At 61.9% G+C, this 24,455-nt stretch carries 20 protein-coding genes; 9 read left to right on the top strand and 11 right to left on the bottom strand.

The features are described 5' to 3' along the window. Positions 1 to 35 precede the first annotated feature (35 nt). The 3 genes from ACIOUG_RS01720 (at position 36) to ACIOUG_RS01710 (ending at position 5,786) form a co-directional block, all read left to right on the top strand. A complete protein-coding gene (locus ACIOUG_RS01720) occupies positions 36 to 725 on the top strand; it encodes a GntR family transcriptional regulator (RefSeq protein ID WP_401062014.1) in 690 nt (229 codons plus the stop codon). 133 nt (positions 726 to 858) lie between these two features. Next, entirely contained in the window at positions 859 to 2,970 is a 2,112-nt protein-coding gene (locus ACIOUG_RS01715; protein WP_401062013.1) for an ATP-binding protein, read from the top strand. 182 nt (positions 2,971 to 3,152) lie between these two features. Beyond that, positions 3,153 to 5,786, top strand: a complete 2,634-nt coding sequence (locus ACIOUG_RS01710; protein ID WP_401062012.1) for an excinuclease ABC subunit A — start codon at positions 3,153 to 3,155, stop codon at positions 5,784 to 5,786. A gap of 679 nt (positions 5,787 to 6,465) precedes the next feature. Here the strand turns inward: ACIOUG_RS01710 and ACIOUG_RS01705 are convergent. From ACIOUG_RS01705 to ACIOUG_RS01680, 6 genes are read right to left on the bottom strand one after another with little or no spacing between them, the layout of a single operon-like run. Then, a complete protein-coding gene (locus ACIOUG_RS01705) occupies positions 6,466 to 8,409 on the bottom strand; it encodes a response regulator (protein WP_401062010.1) in 1,944 nt (647 codons plus the stop codon). Further along, positions 8,399 to 9,274, bottom strand: a complete 876-nt coding sequence (locus tag ACIOUG_RS01700) for a sensor histidine kinase (protein ID WP_401062009.1) — start codon at positions 9,272 to 9,274, stop codon at positions 8,399 to 8,401. The genes ACIOUG_RS01705 and ACIOUG_RS01700 overlap by 11 nt, the downstream gene beginning before the upstream one ends. Beyond that, positions 9,267 to 10,277, bottom strand: a complete 1,011-nt coding sequence (locus ACIOUG_RS01695) for an ATP-binding protein (protein WP_401062434.1) — start codon at positions 10,275 to 10,277, stop codon at positions 9,267 to 9,269. Before ACIOUG_RS01695 ends, ACIOUG_RS01700 begins: the two co-directional genes overlap by 8 nt. Further along, positions 10,274 to 10,678: an anti-sigma regulatory factor gene (locus ACIOUG_RS01690; RefSeq protein WP_003225570.1), complete on the bottom strand. Its 405-nt coding sequence runs from the start codon at positions 10,676 to 10,678 to the stop codon at positions 10,274 to 10,276. The genes ACIOUG_RS01695 and ACIOUG_RS01690 overlap by 4 nt, the downstream gene beginning before the upstream one ends. After that, complete coding sequence (locus ACIOUG_RS01685; RefSeq protein WP_285415285.1) at positions 10,675 to 11,037, bottom strand: STAS domain-containing protein; 363 nt, start codon at positions 11,035 to 11,037, stop codon at positions 10,675 to 10,677. Before ACIOUG_RS01685 ends, ACIOUG_RS01690 begins: the two co-directional genes overlap by 4 nt. 4 nt (positions 11,038 to 11,041) lie before the next feature. Further along, complete coding sequence (locus tag ACIOUG_RS01680; protein WP_401062007.1) at positions 11,042 to 11,893, bottom strand: STAS domain-containing protein; 852 nt, start codon at positions 11,891 to 11,893, stop codon at positions 11,042 to 11,044. A 250-nt stretch (positions 11,894 to 12,143) separates the two neighbouring features. On the opposite strand from ACIOUG_RS01680, the gene ACIOUG_RS01675 reads away from it, so the two are divergent. Continuing rightward, complete coding sequence (locus ACIOUG_RS01675) at positions 12,144 to 12,413, top strand: hypothetical protein (RefSeq protein WP_401062005.1); 270 nt, start codon at positions 12,144 to 12,146, stop codon at positions 12,411 to 12,413. 65 nt (positions 12,414 to 12,478) lie between these two features. Here the strand turns inward: ACIOUG_RS01675 and ACIOUG_RS01670 are convergent, their stop codons facing one another. After that, positions 12,479 to 13,000, bottom strand: a complete 522-nt coding sequence (locus ACIOUG_RS01670) for a DUF4142 domain-containing protein (protein WP_401062003.1) — start codon at positions 12,998 to 13,000, stop codon at positions 12,479 to 12,481. 204 nt (positions 13,001 to 13,204) lie between these two features. Between ACIOUG_RS01670 and ACIOUG_RS01665 the strand changes: the two genes are divergently transcribed. After that, a complete protein-coding gene (locus ACIOUG_RS01665) occupies positions 13,205 to 13,447 on the top strand; it encodes a DUF465 domain-containing protein (RefSeq protein WP_027613686.1) in 243 nt (80 codons plus the stop codon). Positions 13,448 to 13,555: 108 nt separating this feature from the next. Next, positions 13,556 to 13,720: a hypothetical protein gene (locus ACIOUG_RS01660; RefSeq protein WP_167734148.1), complete on the top strand. Its 165-nt coding sequence runs from the start codon at positions 13,556 to 13,558 to the stop codon at positions 13,718 to 13,720. 586 nt (positions 13,721 to 14,306) lie between these two features. On the opposite strand, the gene ACIOUG_RS01655 is transcribed toward ACIOUG_RS01660, so the two are convergent. The 4 genes from ACIOUG_RS01655 to ACIOUG_RS01640 form a co-directional block, all read right to left on the bottom strand. Further along, the gene (locus ACIOUG_RS01655) at positions 14,307 to 15,377 is read right to left on the bottom strand and encodes an SMP-30/gluconolactonase/LRE family protein (protein WP_401062001.1); all 1,071 of its coding nucleotides are present in this window, start codon (positions 15,375 to 15,377) and stop codon (positions 14,307 to 14,309) included. After that, positions 15,374 to 16,519, bottom strand: coding sequence for an SRPBCC family protein (locus tag ACIOUG_RS01650; RefSeq protein WP_401062000.1), 1,146 nt, complete (start codon positions 16,517 to 16,519; stop codon positions 15,374 to 15,376). Before ACIOUG_RS01650 ends, ACIOUG_RS01655 begins: the two co-directional genes overlap by 4 nt. A gap of 112 nt (positions 16,520 to 16,631) precedes the next feature. Then, positions 16,632 to 17,495, bottom strand: a complete 864-nt coding sequence (locus ACIOUG_RS01645; protein WP_401061998.1) for a LysR family transcriptional regulator — start codon at positions 17,493 to 17,495, stop codon at positions 16,632 to 16,634. Between the two features lie 239 nt (positions 17,496 to 17,734). After that, positions 17,735 to 19,453 (bottom strand): hydrogenase maturation protein, encoded by a 1,719-nt coding sequence (locus tag ACIOUG_RS01640; protein ID WP_401061996.1) that lies wholly within the window; start codon positions 19,451 to 19,453, stop codon positions 17,735 to 17,737. A 296-nt stretch (positions 19,454 to 19,749) separates the two neighbouring features. Here ACIOUG_RS01640 and ACIOUG_RS01635 point away from each other — a divergent pair, with 296 nt between their 5' ends. The 3 genes from ACIOUG_RS01635 (at position 19,750) to ACIOUG_RS01625 (ending at position 24,332) form a co-directional block, all read left to right on the top strand. Beyond that, complete coding sequence (locus ACIOUG_RS01635) at positions 19,750 to 20,259, top strand: sigma-70 family RNA polymerase sigma factor (protein ID WP_367084338.1); 510 nt, start codon at positions 19,750 to 19,752, stop codon at positions 20,257 to 20,259. Continuing rightward, positions 20,256 to 21,218 (top strand): FecR domain-containing protein, encoded by a 963-nt coding sequence (locus ACIOUG_RS01630; RefSeq protein WP_401061994.1) that lies wholly within the window; start codon positions 20,256 to 20,258, stop codon positions 21,216 to 21,218. The genes ACIOUG_RS01635 and ACIOUG_RS01630 overlap by 4 nt, the downstream gene beginning before the upstream one ends. A 192-nt stretch (positions 21,219 to 21,410) precedes the next feature. After that, entirely contained in the window at positions 21,411 to 24,332 is a 2,922-nt protein-coding gene (locus ACIOUG_RS01625) for a TonB-dependent receptor domain-containing protein (protein ID WP_401061992.1), read from the top strand. Positions 24,333 to 24,455: the final 123 nt, after the last annotated feature.

Raw genomic sequence — 24,455 nt, 5'->3', positions numbered from 1 at the left:
ACAGCGTGTTTGCCCGAGGCTAAAGGAGTGTTCGAATGACCGAGAAGAAACTGGAAACCACGGTCGACCGCGTCTACCAAGGGGTTTACCAGGCGATCAGCAAGCGTTCGCTGCGTCCGGGGATGAAGCTGGGTGAAGCGTCGCTGGCCGAGCTGTTCAATGTCAGCCGCACGTCGGTACGCGCCGCGCTCAAACAACTGGAAGCTGAGGGGCTGGTCACCACCGAGCCCAACAAGGGTGCCTCGGTGTCGCTGCCCAGCAACGAAGAGATCCGCTCGCTGTTCGAAACCCGGCGCCTGATCGAAATCGGTATGGTCACCGAACTCTGTCGTCGCAAGGACACCGCCGCGATGCAGGTCCTGCGCGAGCACCTGCTGCTGGAAGACGCAGCCCACGCGGCGGGCGATCACGAGCAACTGATTTACCTGCTCGGCGAGTTCCACATCAAGCTGGCGCGCAGCCTGAACAACCCGGTGCTGCTCGACTGGTTCCAGAAGCTGATTTCCCGCGCCTCGCTGTATGTCGCCGCACTGGATGACGACAGCCATGAAGCTTGCCGCGACAACGAACATCTGCGCCTGATCGAATACATCGAGGCGGGCGACCAGAACGCCGCCATCGAGTTGACCTGCCTGCACCTCAACGGTATCGAAAAGGCGATACTCGACGTCGCCGCGAAGATGAAAACTGGCTACCATCCGCTCAAGCACCTGATCGGGGTCTGAACCCGGAACGGGCGCGAAATCGGCTATAACTTCAATGAAACCAATGCGGTCGGCGGCGCTCGAAACACACGGGCGCCGCGTTCGTTCAGCGTTGCGATTTATCGGGCAAACATCACAGGACAACGAGCAGTCGATGCAGTTTTTATCCGATAGCCATGGCTGTGACGGCTGGAAAGGCGAGATGGCCGGGCGCATTCGTGCGTTCGACTGGAGCGATACCGAGCTCGGTTCGCTGCAGCACTGGCCTGCGAGCCTGTGCAGTGCGGTGCAGCTGATGCTGGCGTCGCCGCTGCCGATGGTCATGCTCTGGGGCCGCGCCGGGTACATGATCTATAACGATGCCTACTCGCTGTTTGCCGGTGGCCGCCACCCGTATCTGCTGGGGGTGCCGGTGGAGCTGGGCTGGCCGGAAGTCGCTGATTTCAACCGACATGTGGTTGACACTTGCCTGGCGGGCGGCACCTTGTCGTTTCGCAACAAGGAACTGGTGCTGCTGCGCGATGGCGTGCCCGAAGACGTCTGGATGGATCTGTATTACAGCCCGGTGGCCAACGATGACGGTGTGCCGGCCGGGGTGATGGCGATGGTGGTCGAGACCACCGACTTAGTGCGCTCCGAGCGCCTGCGTCAGGCGGCTGAAGACGCCTATCGGGCAGACAACGAGCGGGTGCGTCTGGCGCTGAATGCCGGGGCCTTGCTCGGCTCGTTTGTCTGGGACGTGAAGAACAATGTGTTGTCGGCGGATGAGCGTTTCGCCCGCACGTTTTCCTATCCACCGGATCAGGACCTGAGCAATCTGCCGCAGTCCTACTGCGAAGCGCGGATCCACCCGGATGATCTGGCGTGGGTGAATGATCGGGTCAGCCATTCGCTGCAGACCGGTGAGCCCTACAACGCCGAGTACCGGGTACAGCGCCCGGACGGCAGTTATCTGTGGGTGCTGGCCAGCGGCGCCTGCGAGTTCGACGAACACGGTTCGCCGTTTCGATTCCCCGGCGTGTTGATCGACATTCACGAGCGCAAGAACGCCGAAGAATCCCTGCTCAAATTCACCCGCAACCTCGAACAGCGGGTGGCCGACGAAGTCGGCGCGCGACTGGCGGCCGAGGAGCAACTGCGCCAGTCGCAGAAACTCGAAGCCATCGGCGGCCTGACCGGCGGGGTGGCCCACGACTTCAACAACTTGCTGCAAGTGATCGCCGGCAACCTGCATCTGCTGGCGCGCCATGAACCGGGCAATGCCAACGTGCAGCGGCGGGTCAGCGCCTCGCTGGCGGCGGTCGAACGCGGGGCCAAGCTGTCATCGCAATTGCTCGCGTTTGCCCGGCGTCAGCCGCTGTCGCCGGCGGTCTGCGATCCACGGCAGATCTTCGATGGCGTTGGCGAACTGCTGCAGCGCGCGCTGGGCGAGACCATTCAGATCGACGTGCAATTGCCGCACGACCCGTGGCACATCAGCGTCGACCGCAATCAACTGGAAAACGCCATTCTCAATCTGGCGATCAACGCGCGGGACGCGATGAAGGGCGAGGGAACGATTGTCCTCAGCGCTCTCAATACTCGTCTGGACAGCAATTTCTGCGCCGGCAAAGGCATCGTTGCCGGTGATTTTGTGCGGGTGGTGGTCAGCGATACCGGCGCAGGCATTCCCCCGCAAATGCTTGAGCAAGTGTTCGAGCCGTTCTTCACCACCAAGGCTGACGGCCAGGGCACCGGGCTTGGCCTGAGTATGGTGTTCGGTTTCGTCAAGCAAAGTGGCGGCCACGTCGAGATCGAAAGCACCGTGGGTGAAGGCACGCGGGTGCAACTGTACTTTCCGCGCAGCCTGCGTCCGGTCCTCGATGAATCACCGAGTGTCGGCAAGCAGCAGGGCGGTGGCCACGAAAGCATTCTGGTGGTCGAGGACAACGACGCCGTGCGCGCCTCGGCCGTTGAGTTGTTGCGCGAGGAAGGTTACCGCGTGCTGACCGCCGGCAATGGCGACGTGGCGATGCAGATGCTGCTGGACGGCGCGCAAGTCGATCTGATTTTCACCGATGTGGTGATGCCGGGGCTGATCAAGAGCTCCGATCTGGCCGCATGGGCCAAGGTGCAGACGCCGCCGGTGGCGGTGCTGTTCACCTCCGGGCACACCCGCGACATCATCTCGCGCAACCACCAGTTGAGCCCCGACACGCATTTGCTGAGCAAACCGTATGGTCCACAGGCGCTGTTGCAGATGATTCGATCGGTGCTCAGTGCCTAGCTGGCTGACTTCCAATTCCCTGTGGCGAGGGGATTCATCCCCGATGGAGTGCGTAGCACTCCCCTGCATTTTTCCAGCTCCATGGCATTTGCAGTGGCTGCGGCGGCTGCGCCGCCGATCGGGGATAAATCCCCTCACCACAGGGTTCAGCTTCGCCCCTAATTTTTCTGCAGGGACAGCCAATGACTGCCAAACGCACCTCCAAAGCGCCCACCGGTATGGTCCGGGTGCGTGGCGCCCGTGAACACAATCTGAAGAACGTCGACGTCGACATCCCCCGCGATGCGCTGGTGGTGTTCACCGGGGTATCCGGTTCAGGCAAGTCGTCGCTGGCGTTTTCGACCTTGTACGCTGAAGCCCAGCGGCGCTATTTCGAGTCGGTGGCGCCGTATGCGCGACGGCTGATCGATCAGGTCGGTGTGCCGGACGTCGATTCCATCGAAGGTCTGCCGCCGGCCGTGGCCCTGCAACAGCAGCGCGGTACGCCGAGCACGCGTTCGTCGGTGGGCAGCGTGACCACCTTGTCGAGCCTGATCCGCATGCTCTATTCCCGCGCCGGCAGTTATCCGCCGGGGCAGCCGATGCTCTACGCCGAGGATTTCTCACCCAACACTCCGCAAGGCGCGTGCCCCGAGTGCCACGGTCTGGGGCGGGTTTACGAGGTGACCGAGGCGCTGATGGTGCCTGATCCGAACCTGACCATCCGCCAGCGCGCCGTGGCGTCCTGGCCGCTGGCGTGGCAGGGGCAGAACCTGCGCGACATCCTCGTGACCATGGGCATCGACGTCGATATTCCCTGGAAGAAACTGCCGAAAAAGCAGCGCGACTGGATTCTGTTCACCGAAGAAACCCCGACCGTGCCGGTGTACGCCGGGCTGACCCCGGAGGAGACTCGGGTCGCCCTCAAGCGCAAGATGGAGCCAAGTTATCAGGGCACGTTCACCGGCGCCCGCCGCTACATCCTGCACACCTTTACTCATTCGCAAAGCGCGCTGATGAAGAAGCGCGTTGCGCAGTTCATGCTCGGCAGCCCATGCCCGTTGTGCGACGGCAAGCGCCTCAAGCGTGAGGCATTGTCGGTGACCTTTGCCGGCTATGACATTGGCGAGTTGTCGCAGATGCCGTTGCTGCAAGTGGCCGAGGTGCTGCGGCCAGTGGCAGCGGCGACGTACCTGGAGCAGGCCGAAGAAAGCGGCGAAACCCTCAGCCATGCGCAAACCCGCGACGCCCGTCAGCAACGTGTGGCCCACGGTGCCAGCGGCCACGCCAGTGCGCCGGATGTGCGTCATACGCCGAACCTGTCGCTGGAAAAACGCCTGGCGGCGCAGCGGATCGCCGAGGACTTGCTCGAGCGGGTCAGCACCCTGACCGCTCTGGGCCTCGGTTATCTGGCACTGGAACGCAGCACGCCGACACTGTCGTCCGGCGAGCTGCAGCGACTGCGCCTGGCGACGCAATTGGGTTCGCAATTGTTCGGCGTGATCTACGTGCTCGACGAGCCGTCCGCCGGTTTGCATCCGGCGGATGGCGAGGCGCTGTTCGAAGCCTTGCAGCGCTTGAAGGCCGACGGCAATACGCTGTTTGTGGTCGAGCATGATCTGGAAACCATGCGCCGCGCCGATTGGTTGATCGACGTCGGTCCGGCGGCGGGCGAGAAGGGCGGACAGGTGTTGTACAGCGGCCCGCCGGCGGGGCTGGCCGAGATCGAAATGTCGCAGACCCGTGCCTATCTGTTCGCTGAAAGCCAGCGACAGACCCGCACTGCGCGCAAGCCGAGCGGTTGGCTGCAACTCGATGGCATCAGCCGCAATAACCTGCACAACCTCAGCGCGAAATTTCCTCTGGGGTGTTTTACCTCAGTGACCGGGGTATCCGGCTCGGGCAAGTCGAGTCTGGTCAGTCAGGCCTTGCTGGAACTGGTGGGGGCGCAGTTGGGGCGTCCAGCGCTTGAGCCGGAGTCTGAAGAACTCAGCCTCGAGGATGACGCGCCGCAGGCCAGCAGTGGTCAGGTCACTTCAGGGCTGGAGTCGATCAAGCGGCTGGTGCAGGTCGATCAGAAACCCATCGGCCGCACCCCGCGCTCCAATCTGGCGACCTACACCGGGCTGTTCGACAACGTGCGCAAACTGTTCGCCGCCACGCCCGAGGCACGGGCGGCGGGGTATGACGCCGGACAGTTTTCCTTCAACGTCGCCAAGGGCCGTTGCCCGACCTGCGAGGGTGAGGGGTTTGTCAGCGTTGAATTGCTGTTCATGCCCAGCGTGTATGCACCGTGCCCGACCTGCCATGGCGCGCGGTACAACCCGCAGACGTTAGCGATTGAGTGGCAAGGCTTGAGCATCGCGCAGGTGCTGCAATTGACTGTGGATGAGGCGGTGGGGGTGTTCAGCGAGCAGCCGGGGATTCGCCGGTCGCTGGAGGTGTTGCGCGACATTGGCCTCGGTTATCTGCGACTGGGACAACCGGCCACCGAATTGTCCGGTGGTGAAGCGCAGCGGATCAAACTGGCGACCGAGTTGCAGCGCAACCAGCGTGGCGCAACCTTGTATGTGCTGGATGAACCGACCACCGGCCTGCATCCGCGAGATGTCGATCGGCTGCTGGAACAGCTGGACACGTTGGTCACGGCGGGACACACGGTGATCGTGGTCGAGCATGAAATGCGCGTGGTGGCGCAGAGTGACTGGGTGATCGACATCGGTCCGGGGGCCGGTGATCAGGGCGGAAGGATTGTTGTGGCGGGCACGCCGCAAAAAGTGGCAGCGAGCAAGAAGAGCCGTACGGCGCCGTTTCTGGCGCGGGCCTTGAACCGATAGCGACACCGTCCCGACCGGCCCCCACAGGGTCTGCGGTGTACTTGGAAGATGACACACCGCAATCCCTTGTAGGAGTGAGCCTGCTCGCGATAGCGGAGTGTCTGCCAGAAATGCATTAACTGACCTGACGCCATCGCGAGCAGGCTCACTCCTACAGGGTCTGTGTTCTCAACCGAGCAACCTGATGGCGGTATGTCAGGTACCGTCAAGCGTGCGACGAACCTTGTCCAGCAGTTCGCTGATCTCCCACAGGTTCTGCGGTGTGCACAACATCTGCAGATCACCTCAGTCCTGTGGGAGCTGGCTTGCCAGCGATAGCGGTATGTCAGGCAATGAGAGGCTGAATGTACCGACGCCATCGCGGGCAAGCCCGCTCCCACAGGTTATCGGGTGTACATAAATCTTGTGGGAGCCAGCCTGCTGGCGATGGCGGTGTGTCAGGTACCATCAAGCGTGCGACGAACCTTGTCCAGCAGTTCGCTGATCTCCCACAGGTTCTGCGGGGTGCACAACATCTGCAGATCACCTCAGTCCTGTGGGAGCTGGCTTGCCAGCGATAGCGGTATGTCAGGCAATGAGAGACTGAATGTACCGACGCCATCGCGGGCAAGCCCGCTCCCACAGGTTATCGGGTGTACATAAATCTTGTGGGAGCGGGCTTGCTGGCGAAAGCGGTGTGTCAGGCGCCATCAAGCGTGCGGCGGACCTTGTCCAGCAGTTCGCTGATCTGGAAGGGCTTGACCAGCATGTCCATTCCGCTGCCGAGGAAAACCTGGCGATTGATCGCAGTTTCGGCATAACCGGTCATGAACAGGATCGGCAACTCCTCCCGCCAGCCCCGCGCCACGTCCGCCAGCTCTCGGCCGCTCATGCGCGGCAGGCCGACGTCGCTCAGCAGCAGGTTGATCGTCGGGTCATTCTGCAAACGCTCCAGCGCGGTTTCGATATCCGCTGCCTGGGTGCAACGATAACCCGCGTCCTCCAGCACCTCGGTGACGAACATGCGCACCGCCGGCATGTCCTCGACAATCAGCACATGCTCGCCCGAGCCCTGCGGATCGACCACCACCGGGGCAACATCAGATCCGGTCGGGTCGCTGGTGGCCGGCAGCATGATCGTCACTTCGGTACCGCGTCGTGCCACGCTGCGAATGTGTGCATCGCCACCGGACTGGCGGGCGAACCCGTAGATGGTCGACAGCCCCAGCCCGGTGCCCTGACCCAGCGGTTTGGTGGTGAAGAACGGGTCGAAGACCTTGTCGATCACACTGTGCTCGATGCCAGTGCCATCGTCGCGTACCGACAACGCAACATATGCGCCATCAGCCAGGTTCGGATCACCATGGGAATACGCCGCATAGGTGCTGACCCAGATATTGCCGCCCTTGGGCAGCGCATCGCGGGCGTTGATCACCAGATTCAGCACCGCGCTTTCCAGTTGCACCGGATCGACCAGCGCAATCGCCGGTTTGCTGGTCAGTTCAAGCTTGAGGCTGATGCGTTCGCCGATGGTGCGCATCAGCAGTTCTTCCAGCGAGCGTACCTGCTCGTTGATGTCCACCGGCCGTGTGTCCAGCGGCTGTTGACGGGCGAAAGCCAGCAGACGATGGGTGAGAGAGGCCGCGCTCATCGCCGAATTGAGTGCCGCTTCGGCGTAGAACTGCACCTTGTCCGGCCTCGCGTCGGCCATGCGTTTCTGAATCAGCTCGAGGCTGGTGATGATCCCGGTCAGCAGGTTGTTGAAGTCGTGGGCGATGCCGCCGGTGAGTTTGCCCAGCGCGTCCATTTTCTGCACTTGCAGCAGTTGTGATTCGGCGCGCACGCGCTCAGCGACTTCCTTGGCCAGTTGCGTGGTGGTGTCGTCCAGCCGCGCCAGGTGCGAACGCTCGCGATGGCGGTGTTCAGTGACGTCCTCGACAAACACCAGGCTCAGTTGCGGCGTGCGGTACGGTGAAATCTGCCACTCGGTTTCGCGGATCTCGCCCTGCACGCGCATGTTCAGCGTGCCTTTCCAGCGCTCGCCATCGACCAACCGCAGGCGCAGCTCATTGAGGATCGCGCCCTGGTCTTCGTCGAAGCATTCGCTCAGGGTTTCGGGGTTGCGATTGTCCTGAATCATCTGCGTGAAGGCGTGGTTGCACTCATGCACCTTCAAGTTGGCATCGAGTACGGCAATCGGCGCCGAGACGTTGACGAAAATCTCGCGGAAACGTGCCTCGCTTTCGCGCAGCGCGTTTTCCGTGTCACGCACCCGCAGCAGGGTGCGCAGGGTCGCCAGCAAAACGTCAGGGTCCACCGGATGAATCAGGTACGCATCGGCACCGGCGTTCAGGCCGGTGATGATGTCGCCGGTCTGGATCGACGCGGCAGATACGTGGATCACCGGCAGCAACGCGGTGCGTGCATCGGCGCGCAGGATACGCACGATGTCGAAGCCGCTCATGTCCGGCAGGTTGACGTCGAGGATCAGTGCATCAAGAACCTCGCTCGCGATCAGCGCCAGGCCCTCGCTGCCGGTGCCGGCCTCCAGCACCTCGTAGCCATGGCGCTCCAGGCGCCGGCGCAAGGCGTAGCGCGTGGCGACGTTGTCGTCGACGATCAACAGACGGATGTCACGTTTCATCGACGTTCTCCAAGGCGAGTGCCAGTGGAATGATCACGAAAAAGGTCGAGCCTACACCCGGCGTGCTGTCCATCCCGACCTCGCCGCCGAGCAGTGCTGCGAAGCGCTTGCACAAGGACAAACCGAGGCCGGTGCCGCGCAGGCGTTTCTGCAATGGCGAGTCGACCTGCGAGAAGTCCTCGAACAATGCACCATGCAGCTCCGGCGCGATACCGATACCGGTGTCGCTGACGGCAAAACGTACTTTGTCCGAGCCTTCCAGGCGCGCCGAAACCCGCACTTCGCCTCGGGTGGTGAACTTCAGCGAGTTGGAAATGAAGTTGCGCAGGATCTGCGCAAGTTTCTTGTCGTCGGTGTACAGGCGCGGCAGGCCGACCGGTTCTTCGAAGATCAGGTCCACCGCCGAGGCATCGACGATCGGCCGGAACATCCCGCGCAGGGCGGAAAACAGATCGAACATGTCGAACCACGCCGGGGAAATGGTGATCCGTCCGGCTTCGATCTTCGCCAGATCGAGCAAGTCATCGACCATGTCGCTGAGTTCGCGGGCGGCGCTGCTGACGAATGCCACCTGCTTGTGCTGCTCGGGACTGAGCGGGCCGTCGAGTTCGTCGGCCAGCAGGCTGTTGATGCTCAGGATCGAGCCCAGCGGGGTGCGGAACTCATGGCTCATGTACGACAGGAAACGGCTTTTCAGGTCCGAGGCCTGCTTCAGTTCTTCCGCCTGGGTATCGAGCTCGGCGTAGAGCGCCAGCACGCCTTGATTGGTTTCGTCGAGTTCTTCGCGCAGGGCTGCGGTCTCGCTCTGCAAACGGGCGATCAGCGCGGCCTGCTCGGCGAGGTTCAGAGTTGGCGAATCAGCCATGAGCGGCCTCCAGCGCAACGACCAGCACCGTTACATCGTCGCGCCCGCGACAGAAGTCGCGGTGCAGGACGCTGGCTATCACGGCCGGATGGCGGTGCACCAGACCGGGGTAGTCTTGTAGATTCCAACGGGACTGCAAGCCGTCGCTGTACATGATCAATAGATGTCCGTTCACGTGAGCATAGTCAAAGGGCTGGGCTTTTCGGTATTGACCGCCGACGATGCCCGGATGCGAGGCCAGGCCCCGCGACTTGTCGGCGGTGATCAGGCTGGCGCCGATGTTGCCCACACCCGTGAAGGTCAGGCCGTCGCGGGCGGCATTGAACTGGGCGAACGCGGCGGCGCCGCCACGGCTGCCGATCATGTCGCGATGCATGTCCTCCATCAGCAGCACCGGGCTGGCGAACGGGTTCTCGGCGAACACCCGCTCGCCGGCCTTGGCCGCGCGTTCGGCATCCTCACCGTGGCCGAGGCCGTCGATGATCAGCGCGCTGAGGTTGGCGCCGTTGTACGCCAGGTGCCAGGTGTCGCCGCACGCCGGGTCATTGTGCAACGAGTGCTGGCTGACGCCGTAACGCAAGTCCGGTTGACGGTCGCCGCGCGGATACAAACGCGCCAGCAGCACCGCGCCATGGGCGTCGGCGTGCACGTCGAAGACGTCGGTCTGGCGCGCTACAGCACCCAGACCGATGCCCTGGGTGCCACCCGTGGAAAAGCCATCGGGCAGGCAGGCGTCCAGATCAAAACCCTGGGCGCGATCGACCGCGAGCATTTCGATGCCGAACCCGCCCGGGCGCGGCAACAGCCGCAGATGAAATTCGCCGCGACTGGCATGCTTGAGCACATTGCTCGCCAGTTCGGTGGCGACCAGCGCCACCCGTCCGGCATCGGTCTCATCGAAACCATGTTGTTCGGCGAGCCGTTGCGCGGTGCGCCGGGCGTGGCCGATCTGGCTGCTGTCTTCGATCAGCAGCACCTGGGTCAGCGACCCTGCGATATTCATGTCCATCGGGTGATCGTTATACGTGTGCCCTTGCCAGGCTCGGTGTCCAGTTCGAACTCTTCGACCAGGCGTTTTGCCCCGGTCAGGCCCAAGCCCATGCCGCTGCCGGAGGTCCAGCCGTCGGTCATCGCCAGTTTGATGTCGGCAATACCGGGGCCTTCGTCGCGGAACGTCAAGCGCAGACCGACCTTGTGATCTTCATCGAGAATCTGCCAGTCCATGTCGCCGCCACCACCGTAAACCATGGTGTTGCGCGCCAGTTCGCTAACCGCCGTGACCATTTTGGTCAGGTCGATCAGGCGCATCCCGCATTCGGTGGCCAGTTTGCGGGCAGTCTGGCGTGCGAGCACGACATCCTGCTCGATATGGATGGGTTGAGTACCACTGCTGCGTACGGTCATTGCCGGTTTACTCGTTCCTGCAGCAGTTTCATCCCGCGCTCGACGTTCAGTGCGGTACTGACACCCGGCAGGGTCAGGCCGAGTTCGACCAGGGTGATCGCCACGGCGGGCTGCATGCCGACCAGCATGGTTTCGGCGTCCATGATTTTCGACAGGGCGGAAATCGTGCTGATCATCCGGCCAATGAACGAGTCGACCATGTCCAGCGCCGAGATGTCGATCAGCACGCCACGCGCCGAGGTCTTGCTGATGCGCTCGGACAAGTCGTCCTGCAACGTGAGGGCGAGCTGGTCATGCATGTCGACCTGAATGGTCACCAGCAGGAACTTGCCCATTTGGAGAATCGGGATACGTTCCATCGGCTCAGACCGCTTGGCCGAGGCTGATGCCCAGGCGGGTGAGGGCGAGTTTCAGGGCGTCGGCCAGGTTGGCCTTGGTCACCACGCCTTGCAGGTCGAGGCCCAGGTGGACGATGGTCTGGGCGATTTGCGGACGCACGCCGCTGATGATGCAGTCGGCGCCCATCAGGCGAATCGCGGTCACGGTTTTCAGCAGGTGCTGCGCAACCAGGGTGTCGACGGTCGGCACCCCGGTGATGTCGATGATGGCGATTTCCGAACCGGTGTCGACGATGCGTTGCAGCAGCGATTCCATCACCACCTGGGTGCGTTGCGAATCGAGGGTGCCGATCATTGGCAGCGCCAGCACGCCGTCCCACAGCTTGACCACCGGAGTGGACAGTTCCAGCAGTTCTTCCTGCTGGCGCTTGATCACTGCTTCGCGGGACTTCTGGAAAGTGCGGATGGTGTGCATGCCGAACGCGTCGAGCAACTCGGAGATTTCCCACAGTTGTTCAGCCAGCAGTGCTGGTTGTTCGCGGTAGTGATTTTGCAGCAGGGAAAACAGCGGGCCTTTGAGGGCGAAGATGAAGCTGGCGGTCTGTTGCGAATCCTGACCGAGCAGGGCGCGGCTGTGGGAGAGTTTTTCGAGGAACTGGCGGGTGGACTCCCAGCCCGGCGTGTTGATATTGGTGCCGTTGTCGTCCTGCAGGCCGTTGATGACCAATTGCAGGAATTCGCTGGTCTGCTGTTGCAGGTCATGGTCTTTGAGGTTGCGGTTGGCGCCGCTGGTTTCCAGTCCGTTGATCCATTCGCCCAGCAGTTGTGTTTGTTTGTTCTTCATCGCATCGAGTGTGCTGTTCTGCAGTGCTGCCATGTGCCTGTTGCTCCGTAGCGTATTGGGGCCGGTTCTGTAAAAAATGACCGGTGCGAAGTCAGTGACCTTTGCCGTTCAAAATAGTTGTTCGGTTGCTCAAGGATATTTTTGATCCGGCGCAATGAATGCCCCGGTAACTCTAGTCGGCGCCCCTGAATCCAGCGATGTTTTGAACATTGGCACTGTAGTGGCTTCGAATATACAAGGCTGGCGCGTTTGAGTCGCGCCAACATTGCAAAACGAGGTGGCTATGAACGAGCAATCGCAACAACAGCAGAAACCGGACGCCGAACCGATCAACCGCAACGACCCGGCTATCGACCCGCAAGTGCCGGGGCAGAGTCCGCCCGCGCAACCCAAGGGTGGCACCGAGCAAGCGCAAAGTGCCGATCCGGCGGTGGATCAGAAGAACAAACATACCGATAACGACAACGAGTTCAGCCCGGGGTTTGAACCTGAGCCCGATCGTCCGAAGCCCGGTGAAGAAACCGATGCCGACATCGACACCGACGGCGGTTGATTCGCCCTGAAACGACAAAAGGCCGCATTCAATGAATGCGGCCTTTTTCGTGTGCAGCGCCCGGTCTATTTGCTCGGGTGTTTGGCCTGCAACTCTTTAGCGGCGGTCAGGTGTTTTTCCAGCGCCGGGAGCATTTTCTGCGCGAAGGCTTTCAGTTCGGGGGCGCCTTTGACTTTGTCATCGGTCACGGTGTTGGCTTCTTTCTTGAACAGTTCGATGGTTTCTTCGTGGGCCTTGACCTGGTTGTTGGCGTAGGCCGCGTCGAAGGACTCATCGCGCATATCGAGGATCTTTTCCTTGGCTTGCTTGACCAGGGTAGTGGTGTCCGGAACCTCGATGTCATTGGCTTTGGCAATACCGGCCAGTTCATCGTTGGCCTTGCTGTGGTCGGTGATCATCATGTTGGCGAATGCCTTGATGTCTGCCGATTGACTTTTTTCCAGGGCGAGACGGCTGGTTTCGATCTCCGCGATGCCACCCGCTGCGGCGTTGTCGACGAAGTCGTTCGAGGTGGCGGCGAAGGCACTGCCCATGCCGGTGCTCAGGGCTACAGCCAAGACGAGATGACGCAGGTTGAATCCGTCCATTGATGTTTCTCCACACAGGTTTTTGTTGACGTTATGCAATGGAGGGAGCGAAGCGGGAAAAGGTTTGATCGCGTTTCCGACAGGGCGACGAACGGCCACCGCTGGTCTGACAGGAGGTCGACAGAACGGCCCGACCAAGGCCATTCTGATAACTGCCAGCGCAATCGGTCGCGTTGGTTGCCGATCAATTGACGGAGGTGTTCCATGCCGGTGACTCATGACCTGTATCAGGATTTGAAGCTAACGAAGGAAGAGGTCCAGCAAAAACGCACCGAGGATCCATTTCTGGATGCACTGATCAACAAGTATTCCCAGGCGGACGCCGAAGTAGTCAAGGCCGAGACGGCGACCTCGGATGCACCCAGCGATGACACCCTGAAGAAACTCAAAGAGAAACGCTTGCAGGTCAAAGACAAGATCGTCGCGCAGTTACAGGCTCGATCCTGACCGTCAGTCGCTTCACCGCTTCACAATGGTGAAATGACTGAACGCAGCCCCCGAACGGCACCTCGAATGTACAGAGTCTTTACTCAGCGACTCTTTGCGAGGTGCCCCATGAACAAACCCAGATTCCCCAGTGAAGAGCAGGGCGGTTTCGACCCGGTGCCGACACATCCGGAACCCAACAGCCCGGCACACACCACCACTTTTCCCGAAGAGCCGGACGAGGATCTTCCTGAAGACGAAGATCCGGACAAGTTTGATAGATCCGGTAACTGACAGACCGCTATCGCTGGCAAGCCAGCTCCCACAGGCGGATTACGTCTTAACTGTGGGAGCGAGCCTGCTCGCGAAGAGGCCTGCACAGTCGAATCGTTGTTGCCTGACACACCGCTATCGCGAGCAGGCTCACTCCTACAGTTGGAATGCAATCCCCCCTGTGGGAGCGGGCTTGCTCGCGAAGGGGCCTGCACAGTCGAAATGATTGTTGCCTGACACACCGCTTTCGCGAGCAGGCTCACTCCTACAGTTGGAATGCAATCCCCCCTGTGGGAGCGGGCTTACTCGCGAAGGGGCCTGCACAGTCGAAATCATTGTTGGCTGACACACCGCTTTCGCGAGCAGGCTCACCCCTACATTTGGAATGCAATCCCCCTGTGGGAGCGGGCTTGCTCGCGAAGAGGCCTGCACAGTCGAAATCATTGTTGCCTGACACACCGCTTTCGCGAGCAGGCTCACTCCTACAGTTGGAATGCAATCCCCCCTGTGGGAGCGGGCTTGCTCGCGAAGAGGCCTGCACAGTCGAAATCATTGTTGCCTGACACACCGCTTTCGCGAGCAGGCTCGCTCCCACATTGGCCAAGACTCACTTCAATGCATCCGCCAACGGCAACCGCGCCATGTGCGTCGCCTTCAACGACCCGAGATACAACCAGTCGCCATATTCGCGCGCTGTGGTAATCGGCGAGTAATTGCCGCTGCTGGCGTCCTGCAGATTGGCGATCACCTTGCCCTCTAGATCCAGCCCCAGGACAAACCCGCGTTTCTCCACCGGTTTCGGCAGCACTGTCAGCGCGCGCACGATCATCTTGCGCACCAGCGGATGCCTGGCGGTACCGTCGAGCAAGGCACTGCGAGGTGCGTACAGTGCGACCCAGAAGCGGTTGCTGCCGTTGAACGCGAGGTTGTCCGGCAGGCCGGGCAGGTTGTCGATGAACAGGTCATGGGTGCCGGCCTTGGGTCCCGTCAGCCAGTAACGGCTGATGCGATAGGCGCCGGTTTCGTTGACCAGTACGTAGGCGTCATCCGGGCCGAGGGTCACGCCGTTGGCAAACTGCAGATTGTCCAGCAACACGCTGGTCTTGCCGGTCTGAAAGTCATAACGCAGCAGGCGTCCGTCGCCGCCGTGCTCGATGATCGCCTCACCGTCATGTCCGTAACCCCAGCGGCTGCTGGCATCACTGAAATAGGCATAGTGCCCGGACTTGTCGATCGCCACGTCGTCGGTAAACCCGAAGGGCAGGCCATTGGCCTCGGTGGTCAGGGGAATCAACCGACCCTGGGCGTCGAGCGACAGCAGACCTTTGACCGCGTCGGCGATCACCAGCAAACCATTGGGGTGCCGCGCCAGACCCAGCGGGCGGCCGCCAGTGTCGCTCAGGACCTTGCGCTCCTTGCCATCGAGGCTGGTGCGGATCAGTCGTCCGTCATGCAGGCCGGTGATCAGAAAATCGCCTTCGAGCAGCAGTGCTTCGGGGCCGTCGATATCGCCCGGGCCGACCTGTCTGGCGGCTTTAAGCCGCTGGTTTTCCGCGTACGGCCCTTCCTTCAGAGACGGTGCCGCCGATGGCTTCCACGCCACTGGCTGCACCTTGGTCGGCATCAGCAACAGAAACGCGATGACGAGGATCACCAGCAGTAGCAACACTCGCTTCATGAAGGGTGCCCCGTCCGTGCCAGATGCCTGAGTGCCATGTCACGCAGGGCCTGCATCGAGGTCGCCGATTCACGTTCGATGCGGCGCTTGAGCAGCAGCAGATTGGCCAGGCGCATGCCCAGTCCTTCGAACTGATAATCCAGCGTGCGCACGAACCGCGTGCCGTCACCTTGCTCCGCGCACTCGTAGGTCAGCAGCAACGACAAACCATGATCGCCCCGCGCCTTGGCGCACCAGCGGCGACCGGGTAGATACTCGGTTACCTCCCAGCGCAAATGACCGGCGCGCCCGCCCGCGTGGATGTCCTCCTCGAAGCGCGCACCGGCATGCAGCGGGCCTTGCGGGCCGTCGATTTTCAACGACGACGGGTGCCACTCGGGCCAGTGGTTGACGCTGGCGGCGTAGCGGAGCACGGCGATCGGTTCGCCGGCAATATCGATCTGGTGCTGCATGCGGGTCATGGGCGATCTCGAATAGCGCAACGGGGCGGGTTGCGGCTCCCAGTACAGGGTGCCGAACAGGTAATCCATCAGCGGAAAAACGATATTGAAATTGCGCTCCTGCATGCGTTCGCGACGGTGATGCAGTTCATGCAGATGACGCATCTGGCGAATCCAAGGCAGGCGGGTCAGCGGATTATTCGGCGGTAGATGCTCGCAGGCGTGAAACACCTCGTAGGCCAGATAACCCAGGACCATGCTGCCGCCGAACAGTCCGGCGATATTCGCGTTGAACTGCGCGAGCAGCCACCACAGCGGCAGGGTGAAAACCAGTGTATGCACGACGATCAGCCAGGCTGGAAACAGAATCACCCGCCAGTCGCGGGCGCCGTCATACGTCATGTGGCCGGGGGTGAAAAAGCTGTGATGGTCGCCGGCATGCCGGGCATAGAAGAGCTTGGCGAAGGTCTTTTTGTGATGGCCGAGATGGCGATGGACCATGTACACGGCAAAGTTGAAGAACAGCAGGGTCAGCGGCACGCTCAGCCATTCCAGCGGCTGCACCTGCTGCGCGCTGCTCCAGAAGGCGCCGATCGCCAACACGCCGAACAGCAGCACGAAAGCGCCGTGCAGCCACGGGTTGTACAACGGATGAATGGCCGCACGGTAGCGGCTGCGGAATGCCTCGGTGGTCTGCCTCAATGCGTTCACCTGCGGGTATTGTTGTTATACCCGGCAGATTAGCCGATCCGGCCGTTTGTGCAGGCCGCAGCATGAGGTCACTTGCGCCATGCTCCGGTGTAAAGCGGCCGACTCAGCTCAACGGGTTCCAGCGTTGCGACCAGTCGTCATCGGTAGCGATCACCTGACGCAGCAGATCGAAGGCCTGTTGCAGCGTCGCCGAGTCACGTTCGCGGGCGTATACCAGATAGGTCGGGTAACCGAACTCCGGGGCTTTGGTCACCGCTTCCAGCGCGCCGCTTTCCAGATAGCTGCGCACCACGCGGGTACGGAAGTAGCCGCTGCCGCCGTGTTCGAGGATGTATTGCAGGGCCAGCGGGCCGAGGTTGAAACTCAGCGCGGCTTTGGCTTTATCCGGCAGGGCGGCGTCGTGCTGGCGACGGAAATCCGGACCCCAGTCGATGTAGACGTAGGGATCCGGGCGGTTTGGCGCACGGACCAGAATCAACTTCTCTTCCAGCACCTGCTCGACCTGCAGGCCCGGCCAGTATTCCGGCTGATAGACCAGCGCGGCATCGAGCACGCCAAGTTCGAGTTGGCGCAGCAGGTTTTCGCCGTCGCGGATTTCCATGCGCAGGGCATGCCCGGGGATGTTCTCGCGCAGTGCAGCGGCCCAACTCAGCATCAACGGGTTGCACAGGCTGACTTCACCGCCGATGTGCAGCACGTTGTGATAGCCGTCCAGCAGCGGCAGGTCGCGCCGCGCGGCTTCCCAGGTCTGCACCAGTTGGTTGGCGTAGACCACGAAGGCCTCGCCATTGGCGGTCAGTTTCGCCCCGGCGCGGTTGCGCACGAACAGCGTACTGCCCAGCTGACTTTCGAGTTTCTGCACCCGGGCGGTGATCGCCGTCTGCGTGACGAACAGCTTCTGCGCCGCCGCAGCGAGGCTGCCATGACGGACGATTTCCAGAAAGGTGCGGGCGAGGTCGATGTCCATGGGCGGGCCGGTGTCTGAGGTGCGGGCATTGTAAAGGCAAAAGCCCCTCACCCTAACCCTCTCCCGGAGGGAGAGGGGACTGATTGGGGAATATTGAAGAAATACACCGACTTGAACGATCAGCGTTGAACCCATAATCGACCGAGATATTTCAGGTCGATGCGGGGCGCCAGACACTTTGGTCAGTTCCCTCTCCCTTGGAAGAGGGCTAGGGTGAGGGGAAGGCAGTCACCGCAAAATCAACTGGCCAACTCGGTCGAACGCACCCGCGCCCAGTCTTCCACCAACCGCGCCGGTGTGCCGCAGGCCTTGCGCTTGTAGACAAAATGACGGCACTTCTCGGCAAACTGGTTGCGGTTGTAGAGCATGTCTTCCTGCATTTCCTGCAATTCGTTTTCCCGGCATTGCTGGATCAGCGCCTGATCAACCCGCAACTTGCGCTCGCGCACGGCGGCATACTTCGGATCGCTCAGCACTGCGTTGGCCCGTTGCAGCAGCCACAACGAAAACTCATCCGGGCAGCGCGGGCCGATTTCCTGGAGCATGCCCAGTTGCAGCGCCTGCGTGGCACTCACCGGCAGACAGGCCTCGGTCAGTTGCTCGGCCATCGCCGGGCCGACGGCGCGGGGCAGGCTGTAGGTCCAGTATTCCGAGCCATACAGGCCCATGCTTTTGTAATGCGGATTGAGCACGATGTCGGCCCGGGCAAACACGATATCGGCGGCCAGCGCCAGCATCACGCCGCCGGCTCCGGCATTGCCGGTCACGCCGCTGACCACCAGTTGCCGGGCGCTGAGCAATTCGGCGCAGACATCGTCGATCGCCTGAATATTCGCCCACGCCTCGGCGCCCGGATCCTGCGCGGCCTGAATCACATTCAGGTGCACGCCGTTGGAAAAACTGCCACGTCCACCCTTGATCAATAACACCCGAGTGTCACGGGACTTGGCCCAGCGCAGCGCGTCGACCATGCGCTGGCACTGTTCGGTGCTCATCGCGCCGTTGTAGAACTCGAACGTCAGCTCACCGACATGCCCGGATTCACGGTAGCGGATCGGCTGATAGGCCTCGTCGCTGAACGGTTGGCTGGCGATCGACCAGTCGAGGCTCGGCACGTCAGCCAATTGCCCGGCCAGCACATGACGCGCCGGTTGCTTGAAGGTTTCTTCGCCGGCTTGTGGTTTGCGCCGCAACGAGCCGATCCACAGGCTGTGATCGCCGGTCGCGACCAGCACCGCGTCGTCATGCACGGCGAGGATCTGGCCGGGAATGCCGCTGCGCTGATCAAGATGCGCGTCGTACACGTAATACTGCCCGCCGGCCAGACTCGCCAAGACTCCGGGCTGGCCGTCAGCAGCGTCGATGCAGCGTTTGATGAAGCGCGAGCAGTCGTGCCAGCTGAACGTGCGGTCGTCCTGCTTCATGTTCGGCTGCAAGCGGCCCCGGACCTTGGGGTCGGTGTAATCGAGGGCGACCGGCTGGAAACCGTCGATGAATTTTTCGACCACTTCGCGAATGCAGCGAATCGCCGCATCACTGACCCGACCGTTGTATAACTCGGACTTGCGCAAGCCCGCCGGCAGATTGAATTGGCAGGTGGCCCAGACCGGGCCGGCGTCCATTTCCTCCACCGCTTGCAGGGCGGTGACGCCCCAGCGCGTCAGCTCGTTGCTGATCGCCCAGTCCAGCGCGCTGGCGCCACGATCACCGACGATGCCCGGGTGGATGATCACCACTGGGCGCCGGGCATTGCTCCACAGCGCATGCGGCACGCGGTCCTTGAGAAACGGGCAGATCACCAGGTCGGCGCCGCTGTGTTCGATCTGCTCGCACACCGACGCCTCATCGGTGAACACCACGACGCTGGGTGAGTGCCCAGCCTGGCGCAGCTCCAGCCAGGCACGTTGGGTCAGGCCGTTGAATGCCGAGGACAGCAGAATAATCTTCAGTGATCGCATGGGTTTCTTCCTTGAAGGGACAGCCGCGGGCTCTCGGTGAGCCGTCCTTGGCTTTCGATGGAGCGGGCAGATTAGTCAGTGCCTGGGGGCGGGCCACTGATCAGGGTCAAGGTTGTGTCAGTCAATATTTCTGCGGCGACGGAACGTCTTATTCTCAATAGTTTGCTTATGCTGATTTTTAATTACTTCAAATGTAAGCAGCGCTATTGCACAGTCGCCCCCTGATCTGGAGCCGGACGATCCCGGCAGAACGATGGTTTTTCGCAGCGGGTGGGACCCGTTTCAGGGAGCAAGGCATGGGTGATGTTCAAAACCCGCATTACCGGTTGATTGGGCAAATGTTCCAAAAGGACTATCGCTGGTTGTGCGCAGCCGTTGGCCGCACGCTGGGTTGCCCGCACAGTGCACAAGACATCGCCTCGGAAACCTTTCTTCGGGTATTGGCCCTGCCGGATCCGAGCGCGATTCGCGAACCGCGGGCGCTGCTGACCACCATCGCCCGGCGGCTGGTTTATGAAGGCTGGCGCCGCCAGGACCTGGAGCGCGCCTATCTGGAAAGCCTGGCGCTGGCGCCGGAACCGGTGCATCCATCGCCGGAAGAACGCGCGCTGGTGATCGAGGCGTTGCTGGCGGTCGATCGCTTGCTCAATGGCTTGTCGGCCAAGGCCAAAGCCGCGTTTCTCTACCATCAGCTCGACGGTTTGACCTACAGCGAAATCGGCGAACGGCTCGGGGTTTCCACCAGTCGCGTGCAGCAATACATGGTCGAGGCGTTCAAACGCTGCTATCAGGCGATGCAGGCATGAGGCCGGACGAAGCGGTGATCGACGAGGCGGCGCAGTGGATGGCGCTGTTGCAGTCCGGCGAAGCCAGCGCTGGCGAGCGCGCCGCGTTCGAAGCGTGGCGCGCGGCAGACCCACGGCACCAGCGGATCATCGAACAAATGGGCGGCGGCCTGAACCTGCTGCGCAACCCGACCTTGCGCGGGCTACCGCGCAACAGCCTGCTGCACAGCCTGAACGCACCTTCGAGTCGACGGCGCTTTGTCAGTGGCAGCTTGAGTGTGCTTGGCATCACGGTGCTGGCCGGGCTGCTCGGACGGCGCTACGGCTGGCTGCCGCAAGCGGGGGAGCTGGCGACCGGCACCGGCGAGCGGCGTGATTTCACCCTGGAGGATGGCAGTGCATTGAGCCTGAATGCGCGAACCCGGGTGGTGGCGCAATTCGATGCGACCCAGCGCCTGTTGGCGTTGCGCACGGGCGAGTTGCTGGTGGATGTGGCCAGGGATCCTGCACGGCCGTTCGTGGTCGCGACCGAGCACGGTCGGATGCGGGCGCTGGGGACGAAATTTCTCGTGCAACAGAACGACGATTCTACCCGGCTGGTGATGCTGCATTCGCAGGTCGAAGTGGTCACCGCCGGCGGTGCCCGGCAAGTGGTGGAGGCGGGTGAGAGTCTGCTGTTCAACGCCCAGGACATCCTGGCCCTCGAGCGCAGCAGCGGGCAGGAAAGCGCCTGGGTGCAAGGTCGGCTGGAAGTGCGCGACCGCCCGCTGAGTGAAGTGATCGACGGCCTGCGTCCATACCGGCGCGGCATCCTGCACCTGAGCCCCGAGGTGGCCGGTCTGCGCCTGAGTGGCCTGTATCCGCTCGACGACAGCGACCGCACCTTGCAACTGCTGGAGCGTTCGCTGCCGATCCGCGTCACCTGGCACAACCCGTACTGGGTCAGCATCCAGCCCTCAAGTTCATCTAATACCCGGTAGGAGCTGCCGCAGGCTGCGATCTTTTGATCTTTTAAAAGCAAGATCAAAAGATCGCAGCCTGCGGCAGCTCCTACACAGATGTGTGTGGAGTCCGGTTATAGGTTTATGACTTCTTGGCCTAATCACCGCCCTATAAAAAGCGCCGGCCCGCTGCTCATTCCCTGCAGACGCCTTCAACAGGGAAGCCCCTCGATGTTCTCATTCAAACAACAATTACCTCGATTGACCCTCGCCGCCGCGTTGGCGATGGGGCTGACGCCGCAGGCGGTTTTCGCTGCGGATCCTGCCGTGCAAGTGTTCACTTTCGACATCGCCAGTGGCCCGCTCGATGAGGTCCTGCTGGACATCTCGCGGCAGACCGGCGTACCGATTTCCTTCAGCCAGAAACTGGTGCAGGGCAAACGCAGCAGTGCCGTGCGCGGTGCCTTGGGCGGGCGTCAGGCCGTCGAGAGGGCGTTGCTTGGCAGCGGCCTGCAAGTCGAGCAGAGCGCCCAAGGCCTGAGCGTGCGCGAAGGCGAGGCGAGTACACCGGTGGCGGCCAAGGTCAGCGCCGTGGCCCCGGCGACCAGCGCCGATTACCGCATGGAAAAAGTCACCGTCACCGGCTCGCGCATCGCCCGTGCGCAAAGCGATGGCGCGACCCCGGTCAACGTCATTACTCATGAAGAGATGGAAGCGCGCGGCTACAAGAACGTCTATGACGCGCTGGCGACGCAGACGCAAAACACCGGCATGACCCAGGGCGAGGATTACGGCAACACCTGGCAACCGGCGGCCAGCGCGATCAACCTGCGTGGTCTCGGCCCCAACCACACCCTGGTGCTGATCAACGGCCGGCGCGTCGCCGACTACCCGACGCCGTACGACGGCAAGGTCAACTTCACCAACCTGGCGAACATTCCTTCGGCGGTCATCGAGCGCATCGAAATTCTCAGCAGCGGCGCCTCGGCGATCTACGGATCGGACGCGATTGCCGGGGTGGTCAACATCATCCTCAAGAAGCAGATCAATGGTATCGACGTCAATCTCAAGGGCGGCACCAGCGAGCGCGGCGGTGGTGACAATCAGCGCCTGCAGATCAGCGGCGGCGGCAGTTGGGGCGACTTCGACGGCTTGTTCGGCCTGGAGCTGACCAACCGCGATCCGATCTGGGCCGATGATCGCGGCTTCATGCAGAGCGGCCCGCTGGCGGACGTCGGTTACCGTCGCGACCTGAGCAACAACCGCTACCTCGGACCCGGCTGCGGCGCCTATCAAGGCACGTTCGATAACAAACTGCTCAACAACGCCGGGCGCTGCCGCACCGATCAGATGTACAACAATTACTGGACAATTCAGACCCAGAAGGAAAACTACGACGGCTACACCCGTGGCACCTGGCACTTCAGCGACAGCGGTCAGGTGTTTGCCGACTTGATGTATGGCCTCGATCACATCCAGAACAACACCCGTGGCCCGACCTTCACTTCGCCGGACTTCATCAACCAGAACAGCGGCAATCTGGAGCGCTGGTATCGTCGTTACGGCGCAGAGGAAATCGGCGGGCGCACCAGCAACAACAGCAAGTGGACCGACACTTCCTGGACCGGCACCCTGGGTCTTTCGGACAAGATCGCCGACACCGGCTGGAGCTACGATCTGGCCGCCAACCGCTCGGAATACCGCAGCGTCAGAACCACGCGCTACACACCGCTGTCCTCGATTCAGGATTTCTACCTCGGCCCGCAACTGGGCACACGCGACGGCTACCCGGTGTTCGCTCCCGATGCTTCGCGTCTCGACCGGCCGTTGACGCCACAGGAGTGGGATCAGTTTCGCAGCAACCTGACCCAGAACAGCAAGTCGGTTTCCACCAGCTACAACGCCTCGGTCAACGGCGATCTGTTTGACCTGCCGGCCGGTCCGGTCGGATTTGCCGGCGTGCTGGAGGCGGGCAAGCAGGAGTATCGCGTCGATCCGGACGACGGTCTGAATGACGGCACTTTTTATGGCGTGAGTCCGGCGCAAAGCTCCGGTGGTTCGCGCAAGCGTTATGCGGCGGGTGGCGAGTTCAGCATTCCGGTCACCGACACCGTACTGGCCACCGCCGCCGGGCGTTGGGACCAGTACAAGTTCAGCGGTCGCAGCGAGCAGCAGAAAACCTACAACCTCGGCCTGGAATGGCGTCCGGTCACCAGCCTGTTGCTGCGCGGCAGTTATGGCACCAGTTTCCGTGCGCCGGACCTGAACTATATCTATCAGTCCGACAGCAACGGTTACTACCCGGCGCAGATCGACTACTACGGTTGCAGTCAGGGCGTGCAGGGCGCGTGTGATCGCGGGCGGGTCGACTATACCCAGAGCGGCACCCCGGATCTTGAGTCCGAGCGCGGCAAATCCTGGACCTATGGTTTTGTCTGGTCGCCGTCGCGCAACTTCGATTTCTCCACCGATTTCTGGCGCGTAGAGATCGACGACCTGCTGACCACCGTCGACGAAAACCGCCTGTTGCAGCAAGAGAACGAATGCCGCAACGGCACCCAGGACATCAACTCGGCGAACTGCCAATCGACCCTGGCGCGTATCGACCGCAATCCCGGTAATGCCGCGATTGATCCCAACCAGTTGCAACGGGTGCGGGTCAATGCGATCAACGCCGCCAGCGAGCGGGTCAGCGGTCTGGATTTCAAGAGCAACATCCGCTGGGGCGCCGGCCAGTACGGCGCCTTCAGCTCGGCGCTGGGCTACACCCTGGTGCTGTCGCATTTCTACAAGGAGTCCGACGAGGCGCCGACGCAGGACTGGCGCACTTCGCGGACCAATTACGACTGGCGCAGCAGGGTCAACGCCAGCCTGACCTGGGATTACCAGAAGGCTACGGCGACGCTGATGGGCATTCGTTACGGCTCGGTGACCAACGGCGCGGGTGACGGGCGCCTCTCGCCATGGACGGTGTTCAACGCCAGTGCGCGCTACAAGCTCAATGACCGTGCCAGCGTCGGGTTGACCGTGAACAACGTGCTCAACCAGATCAAGCACGATGACTCGGCCGGCTGGCCGTATTACCCGACTGGCAACTATGACCCGTACGGACGGCAATGGTGGCTGGATGTGAGTTATCACTTCGGCAGTTGAGTGCGCGGTATTCGTGAGTAACGTCCTACGGAAACAGGAAGAATTTTCGCAGTAGTGGGGATATTTCCGACGACATTCTCAGGTTGGTCGTCGGAAGCGAGATCTATAGCATCGGAGCTGACA

It is taken from the genome of Pseudomonas sp. NPDC087803 (genome assembly GCF_044742995.1).
GTDB lineage: Bacteria > Pseudomonadota > Gammaproteobacteria > Pseudomonadales > Pseudomonadaceae > Aquipseudomonas.
This window is presented reverse-complemented; position numbering and strand designations above follow the sequence as displayed.